At 64.5% G+C, this 16,127-nt stretch carries 13 protein-coding genes and 1 pseudogene; 11 read left to right on the top strand and 3 right to left on the bottom strand.

The features are described from left to right. The 3 genes and pseudogenes from ACO1P8_RS08080 to pssA all read left to right on the top strand — a co-directional run. Positions 1-485: pseudogene (locus ACO1P8_RS08080) on the top strand (ketol-acid reductoisomerase); the annotation flags it as partial. A gap of 161 nt (positions 486-646) precedes the next feature. Then, the gene (locus ACO1P8_RS08075; RefSeq protein ID WP_094843275.1) at positions 647-1,318 is read left to right on the top strand and encodes a phosphatidylserine decarboxylase; all 672 of its coding nucleotides are present in this window, start codon (positions 647-649) and stop codon (positions 1,316-1,318) included. Further along, positions 1,311-2,093 carry a CDP-diacylglycerol--serine O-phosphatidyltransferase gene (pssA, locus tag ACO1P8_RS08070; RefSeq protein ID WP_486295380.1) on the top strand — a complete coding sequence of 261 codons (783 nt, stop codon included), beginning with the start codon at positions 1,311-1,313 and terminating at the stop codon, positions 2,091-2,093. Before ACO1P8_RS08075 ends, pssA begins: the two co-directional genes overlap by 8 nt. Positions 2,094-2,145: 52 nt before the next feature. Here pssA and ACO1P8_RS08065 read toward each other — a convergent pair whose 3' ends face one another. Continuing rightward, positions 2,146-2,682 carry a hypothetical protein gene (locus ACO1P8_RS08065; protein WP_486295379.1) on the bottom strand — a complete coding sequence of 179 codons (537 nt, stop codon included), beginning with the start codon at positions 2,680-2,682 and terminating at the stop codon, positions 2,146-2,148. Positions 2,683-2,897: 215 nt separating this feature from the next. Between ACO1P8_RS08065 and rpsO the strand changes: the two genes are divergently transcribed. The 4 genes from rpsO (at position 2,898) to ACO1P8_RS08045 (ending at position 7,680) form a co-directional block, all read left to right on the top strand. After that, complete coding sequence (rpsO, locus tag ACO1P8_RS08060) at positions 2,898-3,167, top strand: 30S ribosomal protein S15 (RefSeq protein WP_486295378.1); 270 nt, start codon at positions 2,898-2,900, stop codon at positions 3,165-3,167. 89 nt (positions 3,168-3,256) lie between these two features. Next, complete coding sequence (pnp, locus tag ACO1P8_RS08055; RefSeq protein WP_486295377.1) at positions 3,257-5,428, top strand: polyribonucleotide nucleotidyltransferase; 2,172 nt, start codon at positions 3,257-3,259, stop codon at positions 5,426-5,428. 255 nt (positions 5,429-5,683) lie between these two features. Next, positions 5,684-6,415, top strand: a complete 732-nt coding sequence (locus ACO1P8_RS08050) for a hypothetical protein (RefSeq protein ID WP_486295376.1) — start codon at positions 5,684-5,686, stop codon at positions 6,413-6,415. Positions 6,416-6,462: 47 nt separating this feature from the next. After that, the gene (locus ACO1P8_RS08045; RefSeq protein ID WP_486295375.1) at positions 6,463-7,680 is read left to right on the top strand and encodes a threonine ammonia-lyase; all 1,218 of its coding nucleotides are present in this window, start codon (positions 6,463-6,465) and stop codon (positions 7,678-7,680) included. 16 nt (positions 7,681-7,696) lie between these two features. Here the strand turns inward: ACO1P8_RS08045 and ACO1P8_RS08040 are convergent, their stop codons facing one another. Then, complete coding sequence (locus tag ACO1P8_RS08040; RefSeq protein WP_486295374.1) at positions 7,697-8,359, bottom strand: PIN domain-containing protein; 663 nt, start codon at positions 8,357-8,359, stop codon at positions 7,697-7,699. A gap of 220 nt (positions 8,360-8,579) precedes the next feature. Here ACO1P8_RS08040 and ACO1P8_RS08035 point away from each other — a divergent pair, with 220 nt between their 5' ends. The 4 genes from ACO1P8_RS08035 (at position 8,580) to ACO1P8_RS08020 (ending at position 13,594) form a co-directional block, all read left to right on the top strand. Continuing rightward, positions 8,580-9,155: an OmpA family protein gene (locus ACO1P8_RS08035; protein ID WP_486295373.1), complete on the top strand. Its 576-nt coding sequence runs from the start codon at positions 8,580-8,582 to the stop codon at positions 9,153-9,155. Positions 9,156-9,415: 260 nt separating this feature from the next. After that, positions 9,416-11,041, top strand: a complete 1,626-nt coding sequence (locus ACO1P8_RS08030) for an OpgD/OpgG family glucan biosynthesis protein (RefSeq protein ID WP_486295372.1) — start codon at positions 9,416-9,418, stop codon at positions 11,039-11,041. Positions 11,042-11,395: 354 nt separating this feature from the next. After that, positions 11,396-12,379, top strand: coding sequence for a Bug family tripartite tricarboxylate transporter substrate binding protein (locus ACO1P8_RS08025; protein WP_486295371.1), 984 nt, complete (start codon positions 11,396-11,398; stop codon positions 12,377-12,379). Positions 12,380-12,493: 114 nt separating this feature from the next. Then, positions 12,494-13,594: an ornithine cyclodeaminase family protein gene (locus ACO1P8_RS08020; RefSeq protein ID WP_486295370.1), complete on the top strand. Its 1,101-nt coding sequence runs from the start codon at positions 12,494-12,496 to the stop codon at positions 13,592-13,594. Between the two features lie 56 nt (positions 13,595-13,650). Here the strand turns inward: ACO1P8_RS08020 and ACO1P8_RS08015 are convergent, their stop codons facing one another. Beyond that, complete coding sequence (locus ACO1P8_RS08015) at positions 13,651-15,786, bottom strand: TonB-dependent siderophore receptor (protein ID WP_486295369.1); 2,136 nt, start codon at positions 15,784-15,786, stop codon at positions 13,651-13,653. Between the last annotated feature and the right edge of the window lie 341 nt (positions 15,787-16,127).

The raw sequence follows: 16,127 nt of genomic DNA, 5'->3' as shown, positions 1-16,127 counted from the left end.
TGATCGAGACCAACTTCCGTGAAGAGACCGAAACCGACCTGTTCGGCGAACAGGCCGTGCTCTGCGGCGGCGCTGTCGAGCTGGTGAAGGCCGGTTTTGAGACGCTGGTGGAAGCCGGCTATGCGCCCGAAATGGCGTACTTCGAGTGCCTGCACGAACTGAAGCTGATCGTCGACCTGATTTATGAAGGCGGTATCGCCAACATGAATTACTCGATCTCGAACAACGCCGAGTTCGGCGAATACGAGACGGGGCCCAAGATCGTTACGGCGCAGACCCGCGAAGCCATGCGCCAGGCGCTGGCCGACATCCAGAACGGCGAATACGCCAAGCGCTTCATCCTGGAAAACGCCGCCGGCGCCCCGACGCTGACGTCGCGTCGCCGCATCAACGCGGAATCGCAGATCGAACAGGTCGGCAGCAAGCTGCGGGCGATGATGCCCTGGATCGCCGCCAACAAGCTGGTGGACAAGTCCAAGAACTAAGCCCGCGCCCGGCCCCGGCCGGGTACGCGGCTTGCGCGAGCGGCATGCCCCTGCATGCCGCTTTTGCTTTTCGCGGCCCGGCCGAATTTGTCGCATACTCGCAGCGACGGGCGCACCCGCCCGGGCACTAACGGGGTCATATCGGTTAACCTTCGCCTACGATGAATAAACCCCCTTATCCCCATCCCATCATCGCCCGAGAGGGCTGGCCGTTCCTTGCCGGCGCGGTCATCGTGGCGATACTGGTCACGCTTTGGTCGCCGATGGCGTCGATCGTCTTCTGGATCATCGCGCTGTTCGTGCTGCAGTTTTTTCGCGATCCGCCCAGGATGGCGCCGGATTCGCCCGCCGCGGTGCTTTCGCCGGCCGACGGCCGCGTGGTCGCCGTCGAAACGGTACGCGATCCCTATGCCGACCGGGACGCGCTGAAGATCAGCGTTTTCATGAATGTCTTCAACGTCCACTCCAACCGCGCGCCGGTCGACGGCCAGGTCATGGACGTCCAGTACTTCCCCGGCAAGTTCTTCAACGCGGCGCTGGACAAGGCCTCGCTGGAAAACGAGCGCAACGCCATGGTGCTGCGCACCCCCGGCGGCCATGTCGTCACGGCCGTGCAGGTGGCGGGCCTGGTGGCCAAGCGCATTCTTTGCTATGCCAGGAAGAACGACACACTGACGCGCGGCCAACGCTACGGATTCATTCGTTTCGGGTCTCGCGTGGATGTCTACCTTCCGCCCGCCGCCCGGCCCCGGGTCGCGCTGGGAGACAAAGTCAGCGCGACCAGCTCCGTGCTGGCGGACCTGCCTGCAACCGACGATGCGAGCCATGCCTAAACTGTCGATGCGCGATCCCGAGAACCGCCACCGCAGCATTTACCTGCTGCCGAACGCATTCACCACGGCGGCCCTGTTCGCCGGTTTCTATGCCGTGGTGCAGGCTATGAACAACCAGTTCGAGGCTGCCGCGATCGCGATCTTCACGGCCATGGTGCTGGACGGCATGGACGGGCGCGTGGCCCGCCTGACCAACACCCAATCGGCGTTCGGCGAACAATACGACTCCCTGTCGGACATGACGTCCTTCGGCGTCGCGCCGGCCCTGGTCATGTACGAATGGATGCTCAACGAACTCGGCCGCTGGGGCTGGCTGGCCGCCTTCGTGTACGTAGCGGGCGCGGCTTTGCGCCTGGCGCGCTTCAACACCAATATCGGCGTGGTCGACAAGCGCTTCTTCCAGGGCCTGCCCAGCCCGTCGGCCGCCGCCCTGGTGGCCGGCTACGTCTGGCTGGCGGTGGACAACAAGCTGCCCATTCATGACGCCTTCATGGCCTGGACGGCATTCTGCGTCACCATGTACGCCGGCGTCGCCATGGTCACCAACGCACCTTTCTACAGCGGGAAAAGCTTCGCCCTGGGGCGCAGCGTGCCTTTCTGGGTGATCCTGCTGGTAGTGGCCGCCTTCGTTTTCGTTTCCAGCGATCCGCCGGTGGTCCTGTTCGGGCTTTTCGTGGTCTACGGCATATCGGGCTGGTTCATCCTGGCCTGGCGCTGGAACAGGGCGCGCCGCTTGCAGCGCAGCCGGGGCCGCTCCGGCGGATCGGAGCTCTAGCAACAGGGGGCGCAGGGCCTTTCGGCGCCTGGCCGCTTCCGGCCTGTCCGGCTTAGCGGGCGAAGTCCCAATCCTGGTCGTACATCGGGTCCGGGCCGGGGTGGTGCCGTGTGACACGGTCGCCTTTGCGGCCCATGTACACGTACATCAAGGAATTCCAGGAGTCATTCTCCCGGTAGCGGTACGACCAGACCACCTGGCGGACGCTGGGCAGCCCGACTTCGTCGACGATGGCCGGCGGGCCGAACTCGCACAATACGCGGTTGGCAGGCCAGTCACCGGTGGATAGCAGTGCAAAGTGCTGGTCCGTCAGAAGGCGTTCCACCCGGTCGATCCGGCCATCCGGGCCCACGTTGCCGCCCCAGGCATACTGGCCCAGCGGCTGCTGGGTCCAGATAACCCGTTGGCCGCCGTCGGGCAGGGGGCAGGTGAAATTGGGGCGGCCGTACTGCGCGACGACCTGGCTTAACGGGGTGTCGGGCGGCGTGCGCGCCGCCATGTCGGCGCAGCCGGCCAGCGCGGCCAGCAGCACAGACATGAACACGGCCGCGCAACGGCGATGGAATAGGGGGCGGGTCTGCTCAGCCATGGCTCCTCCTGGGGGTGCGGCCGGGCTGGGTGCCGGCCCGCGGCATGTCGCGGGCCTGATGCCGGGGCAGCCTGGCGGGGCCCTGACAATTTTCACCGATAAGTTATAATCCGTCGGTTTTTGCTGTCGAACAACGGCTATTTCCGTTTTTCAACTGTTTTTCCAACCCACGCCATGGCACCTCGGCCCTGGCGCATGTCCGAAGAGGTCAATAAATGTCCGTAGCTGACATCAATAAGTCCGATATCGTCGCGCAATTCCAGCGCGCTCAAGGCGATACCGGCTCCCCCGAAGTCCAAGTGGCGCTGCTCACCGCTCGCATCAACGAGCTCACCGGTCACTTCAAGGAACACATCAAGGACCACCATTCGCGCCGCGGTTTGCTGCGCATGGTCAGCCGCCGCCGCAAACTGCTCGACTACCTCAAGGGTCGCAACCCCGATGCTTATCGCGCTCTGATCGAAAAACTCGGTCTGCGCAAGTGATCGACGGGGTCGGTTCCCCATGACGCAACCGTGGCCGGTGCGACCTTGTCGCAGCGGCCACGGTTTTTCATTTGCAAGGAATAATCGTCATGTTCAATAAAGTGACAAAAACGTTCCAGTACGGCCAGCATACGGTCGTGCTGGAGACCGGAGAGATTGCCCGCCAGGCATCCGGTGCCGTCGTGGTGTCCATCGAGGACACGGTAGTGCTGGCCACCGTCGTGGCCGCCAAGAAGGCCAAGCCGGGACAGGATTTCTTCCCGCTGACGGTCGACTACATCGAAAAGACCTACGCTGCCGGCCGTATCCCGGGCGGCTTCTTCAAGCGCGAAGGCAAGCCTTCGGAAAAAGAAACTCTGACGTCGCGCCTGATCGATCGTCCGCTGCGCCCGCTGTTCCCGGAAGGTTTCTACAACGAAGTGCAGGTCGTCCTGCACACGCTGTCGGTCAATCCTGAAATCGATCCCGACATCGCCGCCATGATCGGCGCCTCGGCCGCGCTGGCGATTTCCGGCATTCCGTTCAACGGCCCGATCGGTGCTGCGCGGGTCGGTTATCTCGACGGCCAGTACGTGCTCAATCCCACCGCTTCGCAGCTGAAGCAGTCCAAGCTGGACCTGGTCGTGGCGGGCACCGAAACCGCCGTGCTGATGGTCGAATCCGAAGCCGACCAGCTGTCGGAAGAAGTGATGCTGGGCTCCGTGGTGTTCGGCCACGAGCAGATGCAGGCCGTCATCAACGCCATCCACGAGCTGGTGCGCGATGCTGGCAAGCCTGAATGGGACTGGAAGCCGGAAGCCAAGAACGAAACCCTGATCGCCGCGGTGACGGCCGCCGCCCAGGATGGCCTGAACGCCGCGTACCAGATCCGTGAAAAGCAGTTGCGTACCACCAAGCTGCGCGAAGTCTACGCCGACGTGCAGGCCCGGCTGGCCGCGCGTGCCGCTGAAACGGGCGAGGGCGTTCCCGATTCGGTCACTGTGGACAACATCCTGTTCGACCTGGAAGCGCGCATCGTGCGCGGCCAGATCCTGAACGGCGAGCCCCGCATCGACGGCCGCGACACGCGTACCGTGCGTCCCATCAGCATCCGCCTGGGCGTGCTGCCGCGCGCTCACGGCAGCGCGCTGTTCACCCGCGGCGAAACCCAGGCGCTGGTCGTGGCCACGCTGGGCACCAAGCAGGACGAGCAGATCATCGACGCGCTCATGGGCGAGTACCGCGACCGTTTCATGCTGCACTACAACATGCCGCCGTTCGCCACCGGCGAAACGGGCCGTATCGGCGTGCCCAAGCGTCGCGAAATCGGCCACGGCCGTCTGGCCAAGCGCGCGCTGCTGGCGCTGCTGCCCGCGCCGGAAGAGTTCCAGTACACCATCCGCCTGGTATCGGAAATCACCGAATCCAACGGTTCGTCGTCCATGGCGTCCGTGTGCGGCGGTTCGCTGGCCATGATGGATGCCGGCGTACCGGTCAAGGATCACGTTGCTGGCGTAGCCATGGGCCTGATCCTGGAAAGCGGCAAGTTCGCCGTGCTGACGGACATCCTGGGCGACGAAGATCACCTGGGCGACATGGATTTCAAGGTGGCCGGCACCAAGCAGGGCGTGACCGCCCTGCAGATGGACATCAAGATCCAGGGCATCACCAAGGAAATCATGCAGGTCGCGCTGGCGCAAGCCCGCGAAGGCCGTCTGCATATCCTGGACAAGATGCAAGAGGCTCTCGGCGCTTCGCGCGGCGAACTCTCCGCCTTCGCGCCGCGCATGCTGACGATCAAGATCAATCCGGAAAAGATCCGCGACGTCATCGGCAAGGGTGGCGCCACCATTCGCGCCCTGACCGAGGAAACCGGCACGCAGATCGACATCTCGGATGACGGCACCATCGTCATCGCCAGCGTGGACGAAGCCCAGGCCAAGGAAGCCCAACGCCGCATCGTGGAACTGACCGCCGACGTCGAAGTGGGCCAGGTCTACGAAGGCACCGTGTTGCGCCTGCTGGATTTCGGCGCCATCGTTCAGGTGCTGCCGGGCCGCGACGGTCTGCTCCACATCTCGGAAATCGCCAACTACCGCATCGCCAACATCAACGATGTGTTGAAGGTCGGCCAGAACGTCCGCGTCAAGGTCATCGAGGCCGACGACAAGGGCCGCCTGCGCCTGTCCATCAAGGCGATCGGCGGCATCGAGCAGCAGCAACAGCCCCAGCAGGGCGAGTCCGCGCCTGCTTCGGCTCCGCAGTCCGAACCGCAGCAGTAAGCGGGTCGGGCCAGCGCCAGGCCGTCGTTGGCGGCTTGGGGCCGGACTACCGGCATCGTCAAGGAAACGGCACCGCGAGGTGCCGTTTCCGTTTGGGGCGGCCCGTATGCCAGCCCGCGGGATGGTGCCGGGCGCCCGCTTTTTCGCGCGGGTGCGGTAAAGTGCAGGCGCGGCGCACCATCGTGGGGGCGCGGCGTACGCCCATCGGGGCGGCGCGACGCATCAGGCAGCATCGGGAATACAGGCACATATGGCATGAAGCGACGCGGGCGCATGGCCTTGGCGGCAATCGGAGCGAGCATGACGCTTGCAGCTTGTATGTCCCCGCAAGCGCCATCCGTCGACGGGCGCAGGCCGGACGCGGAATCCATGTCCGCGGACCAAGTCATGCAGACGGATTTCAACCGCACCGTCACCCTGGAAATGCGCGACAACCTGAACAGCCTGTATGCGCTTGCGGACAAGCTGTACCGCCGCAATCCGCGCGAGTGGCGCAAGGCGGGCATGGCCAACCAGGCTGCCGCGGTGGCACGATTGCGCACGATGATAGACAACCGCACCCCGCCGCCCTCGCTGGCCGGGCTGCGCGACATCCAGATCCTGGCGGTGTCGCTGGACCCGGGTTTCCAGGGCGACCGTGTGGCCGTTTTCATCTATGGCCTGGCCGACACCATCATCGCGGCGCACAATGGCAAGACGCGCTTCTATGTCTCCGATGTACTGGACAGCCAGCGCGTCTACAATGCCGCTCGTAACGTCGAGGCTGCCGCCTGGCTGCTGGCCAGCCGCCGCGACAGCGCAGGCCAGCCGCTGCTGCTGGCCAACGAAATCAGCCCCAGCGTGACCAATTTGAGCTTCGAGCGGGAGTTCGGCGCGATCATCGGCAGACTGGACCTGATCGCCAACCTGCTCGGCGAAAACGGCCGCCGGGTCGGCATCAATTACGCACAAGGGCTGATGTTTTTCAATTTCTTGCCGGTGCGTTGACGCACACGGCCCGCGAGCCGGTCCACCGGATTTACCAGGAGCCCTCCGTGATCGATCTATCCGCAATCGAATCCGCGCATCGCCGGTTACAGGGCCAGGTACTGAACACGCCGTTCTCGCACTCGCGCACGCTGTCCGACATACTGGGCGCGGAAGTCTGGCTGAAGTTCGAAAATCTGCAATTCACCGCCTCCTTCAAGGAACGCGGCGCCCTGAACCGCATGCTGAATCTCGACGCGCGCGAGCGCGCCAGCGGCGTGATCGCGGTGTCGGCCGGCAACCACGCCCAGGGCGTGGCCTATCATGCCCAGCGCATGGGTATTCCTGCGGTCATTGTCATGCCGCGCTTCACGCCCACGGTCAAGGTGGCCAATACCCGCCGCTTCGGCGCGCAGGTCGTCCTGGCGGGCGACACCTTCGACGACGCCAAGACCCATGGCTACCTGCTGGCGCAGGAGCGCGGCCTGGTCATGATCCATCCCTACGACGACGCCGATGTCATCGCCGGGCAGGGGACGATCGCGCTGGAAATGCTGCAGGCCAAGCCAGACCTCGATACCCTGGTCGTCGCCATTGGCGGCGGGGGGCTGATATCGGGTATCGCGGTGGCCGCCAAGGCGATCAAGCCGGATATCGAGATCGTCGGCGTGCAGACCGAGCGCTTTCCGTCGATGTACGAAGCCACTCGAGGCGTCAGCCTGCCGCACGGGCAATACACCATCGCGGAGGGCATTGCCGTGCGCTCGCCGGGCGAACTTACGCGCGAGATCGTGGGGCGCCTGGTCGACCGCATCGAACTCGTCAGCGAAGCCGATATCGAACATGCCATCGTGGTGCTGCTCGAGATCGAGAAAACCGTGGTCGAAGGCGCGGGCGCCGCAGGTCTGGCGGCCATGCTGCGCGACCGGGAGCAGGACAGTACGCAGTTCCGGGGCAAGCGGGTAGGGCTGGTACTGACGGGGGGCAATATCGACCCGCTGATGCTGGGCGAGCTTATCGAACGCGGCATGGTCCGCGCCGGCCGCCTGGCGCGTATCCGCGTGGATCTGCGCGACCTGCCCGGGGCGCTGGCGCAGGCCACCGCCATCATTGCCGATGCGCACGCCAACATCACGGAAGTCCATCACCAAAGGGCCTTCACGGCGCTGCCGGTACGCAATGTGGAAGTCGATTTCGTCCTGCAGACGCGTGGGCCCGAACATATCGCCGAGGTCATCGAGCGCCTGAATGCAGCCGGGTTCGCGGCCAGCAATCACGATCATTGACGCCGCTTCCGCGTGTTCAGCCTGCCTGCGCCGTAGAAGGGGGGGATCCGGGCGTGCCGTGCGCTTCCTCGGCTTGGTCCTGCACGACGAGTGCGCGAAGCCGGTAAAGCCGTTCGCGGTGCAGGGTGATCGCGAGCGGCTGCGCCTCGCGTCCCAGGGCGGCTGCGTCGGTTGCCACGCTCTGCAGCGCCATGCGCACCGCCACGCGCGATTGCCCCCACCACTGCGACAGCAGCCTGTCGGGATTGAATGCGTCCACGCCAAGGCGCCGCAATTCCGATCGATTGAAGTCCTTCAGGTTCCAGGTCATCACCCATACGGCGGGGGGCCGCTGCAGGCCGCAACGCGCGCGTTTCGCCAGTCCGGCGGCGATCACGTGGTGATCCTTGGGGTCGCTGTAGCGCAGGCCCGTCTCATACGGCAGGACGTCGCCGGCGTCGGCGTCTGGAAACTGCTGCTGCATGGCTTCCCATAATGCGGCGACGTCGTCAACGGTGACCTTCCATAGCCTTGCCGCATTCCGTATCCATTCTTCGCCGATGCGGGCGCTCCATACCGGTAGGAACACCCCTTCGGCTGCCAGGCGCAGCAGCAGCGGGCGCAGGATGGATGACATCAGGACGCAGGCATCGAGGACGACCAGGGGAGGGGAAGGAGGCACTTGAACGGTAGAGGGCATGGACACACCGCCAGGCGGCGGCTTCGCGCGATGGAGGGGGCGGGGCGACGATCGCTATCGTAGCGCCAAACCGCCGCAGCCGAAGCGAAAGCCCCTGCCCGTGCGGTCAATGCGTCCGATACGCGGGCGCGCCGGCCATCGGATTCATCCGCGCCGGAACCCGCGGCTCGATGCGGGAAACCCATCGCCGCATTCCCACCGACATTATGGAGAAATGACCATGTACGGAACTGGCATAACCAACCATCCCGGCGGCATCGTCCCTTCGTGCACGATCGCGGGCGGCCTCCCCAGCGAGGGCAGTGCAGTCAAGCCGCTGGTCGCCACCGCGCCCGGCATCGATGCCTTATTGGCCTACCAGGCAGCACGCGCGGAATCTGTCGTCCAGGCGCGTCCGGGCCGCGACGCTTCGAACGTGAAGTTCACCATCGAGAAAGTCGACGGTCCGGTGGACGAGTTGCTCCAGGACGACCGGGTCCGCCAGGCCCTCGACCAGGTGGTCAACGCCGCCAAGGACATGGATGTCCGCGAAATCGAGATCAAGAGTTTCTTTCCTTTCTTCAAGGAATTCGCCAAGCCCCGCGCGGAAGCCGTGAAGAACTTCCTGGTACTCCGCGGCATCGATAAAGACGTCATCGTCCTTACCCCACGGGGCGTCGGCTATGGCAGCAAACATGCCGACCTCGCCAAGTCGCGGTCCGTCGTCATCGAAATCGCCGGTACACCCAAGCAGAATCCCAACCCCGCGATGCAAGCGCAGTCGACGGAGCGTCCTGCCCGTTATCTGCTGGCCTGATACCCGGCAAGGAAAGGGGACGCGCTCGATCGGCGTCCCGGCCGTCCGCCAGGTCTTTCGTCGCCAGCCGGCACGAAGACCATCCGGACCGCCGGCCGTTTCTTTTCCGGGCGTGTCGGTTCGTGACGCAGTGACACCGGGACCCCGCGCAGGCGCGGTGACGCGCCCGGATGGCCTCCAAGCTATGGTTCAATGTGGCTGCACGGGCGTGGCGCGGTTCCGGCCACGCCCTTTCTTTGGCTCCGTTTTCCTTGGGTACCATGCACCGACGATCACTGCTCAAAGCCTCTACGGCCTTGGCGGCCTGCACGGGCTTGCCAGCCTCTTTCCTGCTTGCCTCGCCCGCTTTCGCGGACATTGCCGACGGCGAAGCCAAACCCTTCAGTTTCGAGCGCCTGCAGGATCGTGCCAAGGCGCTGGCCACGCGCCCATATGTGGACACGCGCGAGGTCCTGCCCCCGACACTGGCGAACATGACGCCGCAGCAGTTCAATGCCATCCAGTACGACGCCGCGCATTCCCTATGGGGACGCAAGGGCAAGCTGGACGTGCAGTTCTTTCACGTCGGCATGGGGTTTCGCACGCCGGTTCGCATGCACAGCATCGACCCGAAGACCCGCATCGCCAAAGAGGTGCATTTCCGGCCGGAGCTGTTCAATTACGACAGCAGCGGCGTGGACGTCGGGCAGCTCAAGGGGGACCTTGGGTTTTCCGGCCTCAAGGTGTTCAAGCAACCGAACATCGACAAGTACGACATCGTGTCCTTCCTGGGCGCCAGCTATTTCCGCGCCGTGGACAACACCGGGCAGTATGGGTTGTCGGCGCGTGGCGTGGCGGTGAATACCTACATCGGAACGACCGAGGAGTTTCCCGACTTCGTCGAGTTCTGGTTCGAGACTCCCGCACGGGACAGCACGCGCTTCGTGCTGTATGCCCTGATGGATTCGCCCAGTATCACCGGAGCTTATCGCTTCGACATCCATTGCCTGTCTGACCGCGTCATCATGGACATCGATGCGCATGTCAACGCCCGCAAGGACATCAGGCAACTGGGCATCGCCCCCATGACCAGCATGTTCAGCTGCGGCACCAACGAACGCCGCATGTGCGACACGATACATCCGAAGATCCACGATTCGGATCGGCTGTCCATGTGGCGCGGCAACGGGGAATGGATTTGCCGGCCGCTGAACAACCCCGAACGCATCCAGTTCAATGTGTACCTGGACAACAATCCGCGCGGCTTCGGTCTGCTGCAAACGGACCACGATTTCAGGTCATACCAGGACACCGTGGACTGGTATAGCCGCCGTCCCAGTCTGTGGGTGGAGCCCACCACGGCGTGGGGAGAGGGTGCCATCAACCTGATGGAGCTGCCCACCACCGGCGAGACCCTGGACAACATCGTCGCGTTCTGGAACCCGAAGGAACCGGTCAAGGCGGGGCAATCCCTGCATTACGGCTACAAGCTGCACTGGGCGGCGCTGGCACCCGTGCAGCCTACGCTGGCGCGCGTGCTGGCAACGCGCACCGGCATGGGCGGGTTCACCGAAGGGTGGGCGCCGGGGGAACACTATCCCACCGTGTGGGCGCGCCGCTTTGCCATCGATTTCGTCGGCGGACCGCTGCACGGCATGGACAAGAACGAACGTATCGAATCCGTGATCACCGTCTCGCACGGCCGGACCCAGGACTTCCAGATCTTCTCGCTGCATCCCGAAGTGGAGGGCTTTCGAGCGATGTTCGATTGGTATCCCACCAGCGACAGCACCGATCCCGTGGAAATGCGCGGGTTCATCCGGCGAGTCAGCGACAAGCAGGTTCTTAGCGAGACCTGGCTGTATCAGTATTTCCCGCCGCCGCCGGATAAGCGCCGGTATACCTGACCGCCCAGGGGCCGTGGACATGGCCGATCGAATCGGGGGCGGAATCGCCCGATGAAGGAGCGCCCGGCAGGCAACCGCCGGGCGTTTTACCGTCCGGCGCCGAATACGCGGCGCAGCATCCCGGCAAAGGCAATCGCGCAGGTCTGAAAGCCGCTGCCCCGGCCTACGGGGGAATCGCCAGGGTCGTTCACGCCGCTGCCCGCGGCCGCCTGCGCGGCATGTGCTTAAGCGGTCTGTCATGCGGGATAACGCATCATTGTCGATGCGGCAATGATGGTATACCGTAGCATACTAATAAACATGGCCGGGTCCCCCGGGACATCGGCCGATTCCAAGGTGATCGGAGACAACGATATGAAGCTGCCTTGCCGCTTGGTCCTCTACGCCCTTATGGCCCTGACCCCATACTCTGCCGCGCACGCGGATACGGCGTCCGGCGGGTCCTATCCCAACCGGCCGATACGTATGATCTCGCCCTATGAGCCGGGAGGCGGGGTGGACATCATGGCGCGCATGGTGGCCAGGAACCTGACCCAGGAACTCGGCGTATCCGTCGTGGTGGAAAACCGTCCTGGCGCGGGCGGCGTGGTGGGTACCCAGTCGCTGATCGCCGCCGCGCCGGATGGCTATACCTTGATCCTCGATTCGCCGTCCCCGCTGGTGGTCGCTCCCTACCTGGTAAAGAAACTGAACTACGACCCGCAGAAGGATCTGGCGCCCGTCAGCCTGATCGCCGACGTCCCGGCCGTCCTGCTGGTCAGGAACGACTCGCCCATCCACACAGTGAAAGACCTGTTGGACCTGGCGCACAAGGAACCTGGCAAATTGACCTTCTCGTCCTCCGGCCTGGGCGGCACGGCGCACCTGTCGGCGCAGTTGCTGAAGGTGCTTTCCGGCGCCGATATGCTGCACGTTCCCTACAAGGGGACGGCGCCGGCCATCCAGGCCGTGATGACAGGCGAGGTGACCATGACCTTCGCCGACATGACGGCCGGCCTGGCTTTCGTGAAAAACCACCAGCTGCGCGCGGTGGCGGTGACGACGCCCCGACGCAACCCCGCCCTGCCCGATGTGCCGACCGTCGCGGAAACCGTGCCGGGGTACGCGTCCAGCGTTTGGTACGGCGTGCTGGCGCCCAAGGGCACGCCCAAGCCGGTCATCGACAAGCTGCAGCGGGAAATCGTCAAGTTCGTGCATGCGCCGGCCGTGAACAAAATGCTGGTCGACGAAGGCGCGGAACCCAAGGGATCGACGCCGGAGGAGTTCAGGGAATTCATTCGCAGCGAAAGCCAGCGCTGGGGAGACGTCATACGCAAGTCCGGCATTCAACCGCAGTAGTCGTACGTTGGCGCAGGCGCAATCCGTGGTGCACGCTCTGGTCCCGGATCCGGCGTTCAACCTTCGTTTTGAGCCCGCCCCTGGCTTGCGCCGGGCAGTGCACCTGGAGAAATCATGCTTTTGATCAATAACGAAGTCGTCGAGAAAGTGCTGACCATGCGCGAGTGCATCGAGGCACAGGAACACGCCTTCGCCGGCCTGCTGACCGGCGCGGCGATCGGCAGGCCGCGCATCGACATGTATGTGCCCTGCGACCGCGACGACGGGTATTACCGCTGGGGAACGGTGGACGGCACCAGCGACGGTATCCTTGCCGTGCGCCTGAAGTCCGACATCCTGGTCTGGCCGCGCGGCGAGGGCGTGGGCGGCAGCGAGCAGAAATTCTGCATCGAACCCGGCACCTACTGCGGGCTGGTGTTCCTGTTCAGTACCGGCAACGGCCAGCCGTTGGCATTGCTCAACGACGGTCACCTGCAGCATATGCGCGTGGGCGGTGCCGCCGGTATCGGGACCCGGCTGCTTTCGCGCGAGAACTCCCGCGAATTGGGCATCATCGGCTCGGGCGGTATGGCCCGGACCTTCCTGGAGGCCATCCTTGCCGTGCGCGCGATCGCGCGCGTGCGCGTCTTCAGCCGCAACCGCGAAAACCGCGAGCGTTTCGCCCGGGAATGCGCCGAACGTTTCGGCGTGGAGGTCGTACCGGTCGATACGCCGCGCGATGCCGTGCGGGGTGCCGACATCGTCGCCACCTGCACGGACAGCATGGCGCCGGTGCTGCAGGCCGATTGGCTGGAACCGGGCATGCACGTGGTGGTGCTGACGCCGCGCGAGATCGATGCCTCTATCGTGCAGCGCTTCGACGTCGCGGTCCAGCAGGGCAGGGAAGAACTGCCGATGCCCGAAACCGAACGCTTTCGCAAAGGGATATCCGGCAGCCCGGGCGCCTACGTGGCCGGAACGGAAGAAGAACAGCAACGGCTGCCCAGGCCCAAGAAAGCCCGGCTGCCGACCCAGGACTGGCCCGTGTACACCGACGTGATATCCGGCAAGGCACCGGGCCGCACGCGGGATGACCAGATCTCCTTCTACTACACGGTGGGCAACTGGGGCGTGCAGTTTTCGTCGGTAGGCGGGGTGGTGTACAGAAAGGCCAAGGCGCAGGGCCTTGGCCATGAATTGCCGCTGGAGTGGTTCATCCAGGATATCCGGAACTAGAGGCTGCGCGCGATCGCTCGAATAGCCAACGTGGACGCGTAGCCATCCAAGCCGCTTCAGTACCGGTATCCCAGTGTCAGCAATACCGTACGGTCGTCCCCCAACGCGACCGCGTTGCGCAGCCCGCCGGCGAAGTACTGCTTGTCGAACAGGTTCCTGACAGTAAGCGCCGCGCGCCAGTGGTCCGCGTTATAGCCGACGCCGGCATCGACCACCGTATAACCCGGGATTTCGTAGCCGTAGGCGTGGCGGCTGCTTTCGCCGCGCACGCCGCCATTCAGTTCCCACCCCAGCAGGGCGCCACGCAGGCGGTAGCGGGCTGTCATGGTAAAGCTGTGGCGCGGTACGTTGTCCAGGGGATCGCCCTGCGTCGATGGCGACTGGCCGCCATCATCGGTGATCTCGGCCGCCGTGTAGGCATAGCCGCCCAACAGGCTCAACCCGTCACCCAGGTCCGACACGATGCCGAATTCGGCGCCGCGGGAGCGTTGTTCGCCCACGGCGATGCTGAAGCCGTCGTTGACGGGGTCGGCCTGCAGCACGTTGCGCCGGCGCAGGTCGAAAACGGCGAAGGTCAGGTTCGTATTGCCGTCGTCCAGGTCCACCTTGACGCCGGCCTCCCACTGGCGCCCGGTTTCCGGATCGAAGGCATTTCCGTCGACGTCCGTACCGCTGTTCGGAAAGAACGAGGTCGCATAGCTGACGTACGGCCGTACGCCAGGCCACAGTTCGTACATGATGGCCGCCGAACCTGTCGTGGCATTCGACGGATTGTCGGTGCGGGTGCCGTCCAGCGTATTGGTGGCATAACTGGACGCGTCATCGCGGCGCAGGCCCGCCAGCACCCGCCACCGTTCGCCCAGTTGTACCTGGTCGCGCACATAGAAGCCCAGCGACCGTATCGTGCTGTCGCTGGCGGTGCGCGGCGTGGCGGGGCAGACAATGGGGCTGCCGTATGTCGGGTTGTAGACATCCAGCGTGCCGACCCTGCAATTGAAATTCCGCACGGTTTCGCGGGTACGCAGGTAATCGGTGCCGAATGTGACTTCATGCTTGCCGAAGGCGGTGGCGAACGTCCTCTGGGCATTGGTGTCCAGGGTGATCGTGTCGCCGCTCCAGCTTTGATCCGTGGCGGTGCGGCTCAGCGTGCGGTTATCCCGCGCCAGCGTGCCGTTGGTGACCACCTGGCCGGTTACCGAATACTCCTGCCACCGAAGGTTCTGATTTACGGTCCAGCCGTTGTCGAAGCGGTGGGTCAGCGCGTATCCCATGCGGGTTTCGAAGGCACGGTATGGGTCCTGGCCCGGTTCTCCGATGAAGCGGTCGCGCGGGATGCTGCCGTTGGGATTGGGCAGCACTGACCCGGCCAGCGGTAGGCCCTGCTGGCGCACGTAGCGGCGTTCCTGGTAGCTGGTCAATATCGTGAAGTCGGTGCGCGGCCCGAGATCCAGCGACAGGGACGGCGCAATCCAACGGTTCTTGAACCACACGTAATCGGTTGCATCGTGCGAGTTCTCCGTCAGGGCATTCAGGCGGAACGCGGCTTTACCGTTTGCCGAAAGGGGCGTCCCCATGTCGATCGCGCCCTGGTACATGTCGTGGCTGCCGACGGTCACGTCCGCATTGGCAAAGGCCTCCGGCTGTGGCCGCTTGCTGACCATATTGACCAGGCCGCCCGGCAATACCAGTCCGTAAAGCAGGGAGGCCGGCCCTTTCAGGACCTCGACCTGTTCCAGGCCGTACAACTGTTCGGCCACGCGACTGGTGGCCGACGTGCGCAATCCGTCCAGGAACAGCGAATCGGAGGCGACCTGTCCACGAATGATCAGATCGTCCCAGCCTCGACGGCCGAATTGGTTGGCGACCACGCCGGGCACATTGTGCAAGGCATCCGCCAGCGTTTGTGCCTGCTCGCTGTCCAGCACCGACCGCGGCACCACCGTGATCGACATCGGGGTTTCCGACAGAGGCACGGAAGACTTGTTGACCTGGGGCGGCGTGACGGGGTTGAACGGGGCGTCGGCCTCGCCGTCGCTTACGACATGCACGGTCGGCAACTGCGCGGTTCCGGCGGGCGCTGCCTGGGCGGAGTTCGATGCGGATGGGGTGGCGGGTGTGTTCTGGGCCAGGGTGTTTGCCGGCGCGAGCGCGACCAGGCCGACGAGGAAAAGCCGGGAAGGGGAGGTTGCCATGGGGCCAGGATGCGAGCCGGTTGGATACAAAAATGAGAACGATTCGCATTAATAGTAACGTCCGTGTGCAAAAGATGCAAGGGACGGATGGGGCCCGTGGGCCAACCGTGGCCTGGCCGATGCCTGCCCCGTTCCCCGCCGTGGCAGGCCGACGTTCGGCCTGCCCAACGGAAAAAGGCGGCAGCCGCCGCCTTTTTTCCGCCGGTGGGAGACCTTACTTCTTCATCGCGTCGCCTTTGCCCATAGCGTCCCCCTTGCCCATGGCGTCGTGCTTGCCCATGGCGTCATGCTTGCCCATGGCATCGCTTTTACCCATGGCGTCGCCTTTGCCCATGGCATCG

This window comes from Bordetella sp. (assembly GCF_057362025.1).
The sequence above is the reverse complement of the archived record's forward strand: the minus strand, read 5'-3'. Positions and strand labels throughout refer to the sequence as shown.

What these genes read in the sequence shown, in the direction of transcription:
- ACO1P8_RS08020 (WP_486295370.1), top strand. Translation starts at nt 12,494, where the DNA reads ATGCTTTTGATCAATAACGAAGTCGTCGAGAAAGTGCTGACCATGCGC.
- ACO1P8_RS08050 (WP_486295376.1), top strand. Translation starts at nt 5,684, where the DNA reads ATGAAGCGACGCGGGCGCATGGCCTTGGCGGCAATCGGAGCGAGCATG.
- pnp (WP_486295377.1), top strand. Translation starts at nt 3,257, where the DNA reads ATGTTCAATAAAGTGACAAAAACGTTCCAGTACGGCCAGCATACGGTC.
- ACO1P8_RS08030 (WP_486295372.1), top strand. Translation starts at nt 9,416, where the DNA reads ATGCACCGACGATCACTGCTCAAAGCCTCTACGGCCTTGGCGGCCTGC.
- rpsO (WP_486295378.1), top strand. Translation starts at nt 2,898, where the DNA reads ATGTCCGTAGCTGACATCAATAAGTCCGATATCGTCGCGCAATTCCAG.
- pssA (WP_486295380.1), top strand. Translation starts at nt 1,311, where the DNA reads ATGCCTAAACTGTCGATGCGCGATCCCGAGAACCGCCACCGCAGCATT.
- ACO1P8_RS08040 (WP_486295374.1), bottom strand. Translation starts at nt 8,359, where the DNA reads ATGCCCTCTACCGTTCAAGTGCCTCCTTCCCCTCCCCTGGTCGTCCTC.
- ACO1P8_RS08015 (WP_486295369.1), bottom strand. Translation starts at nt 15,786, where the DNA reads ATGGCAACCTCCCCTTCCCGGCTTTTCCTCGTCGGCCTGGTCGCGCTC.
- ACO1P8_RS08025 (WP_486295371.1), top strand. Translation starts at nt 11,396, where the DNA reads ATGAAGCTGCCTTGCCGCTTGGTCCTCTACGCCCTTATGGCCCTGACC.
- ACO1P8_RS08035 (WP_486295373.1), top strand. Translation starts at nt 8,580, where the DNA reads ATGTACGGAACTGGCATAACCAACCATCCCGGCGGCATCGTCCCTTCG.
- ACO1P8_RS08065 (WP_486295379.1), bottom strand. Translation starts at nt 2,682, where the DNA reads ATGGCTGAGCAGACCCGCCCCCTATTCCATCGCCGTTGCGCGGCCGTG.
- ACO1P8_RS08075 (WP_094843275.1), top strand. Translation starts at nt 647, where the DNA reads ATGAATAAACCCCCTTATCCCCATCCCATCATCGCCCGAGAGGGCTGG.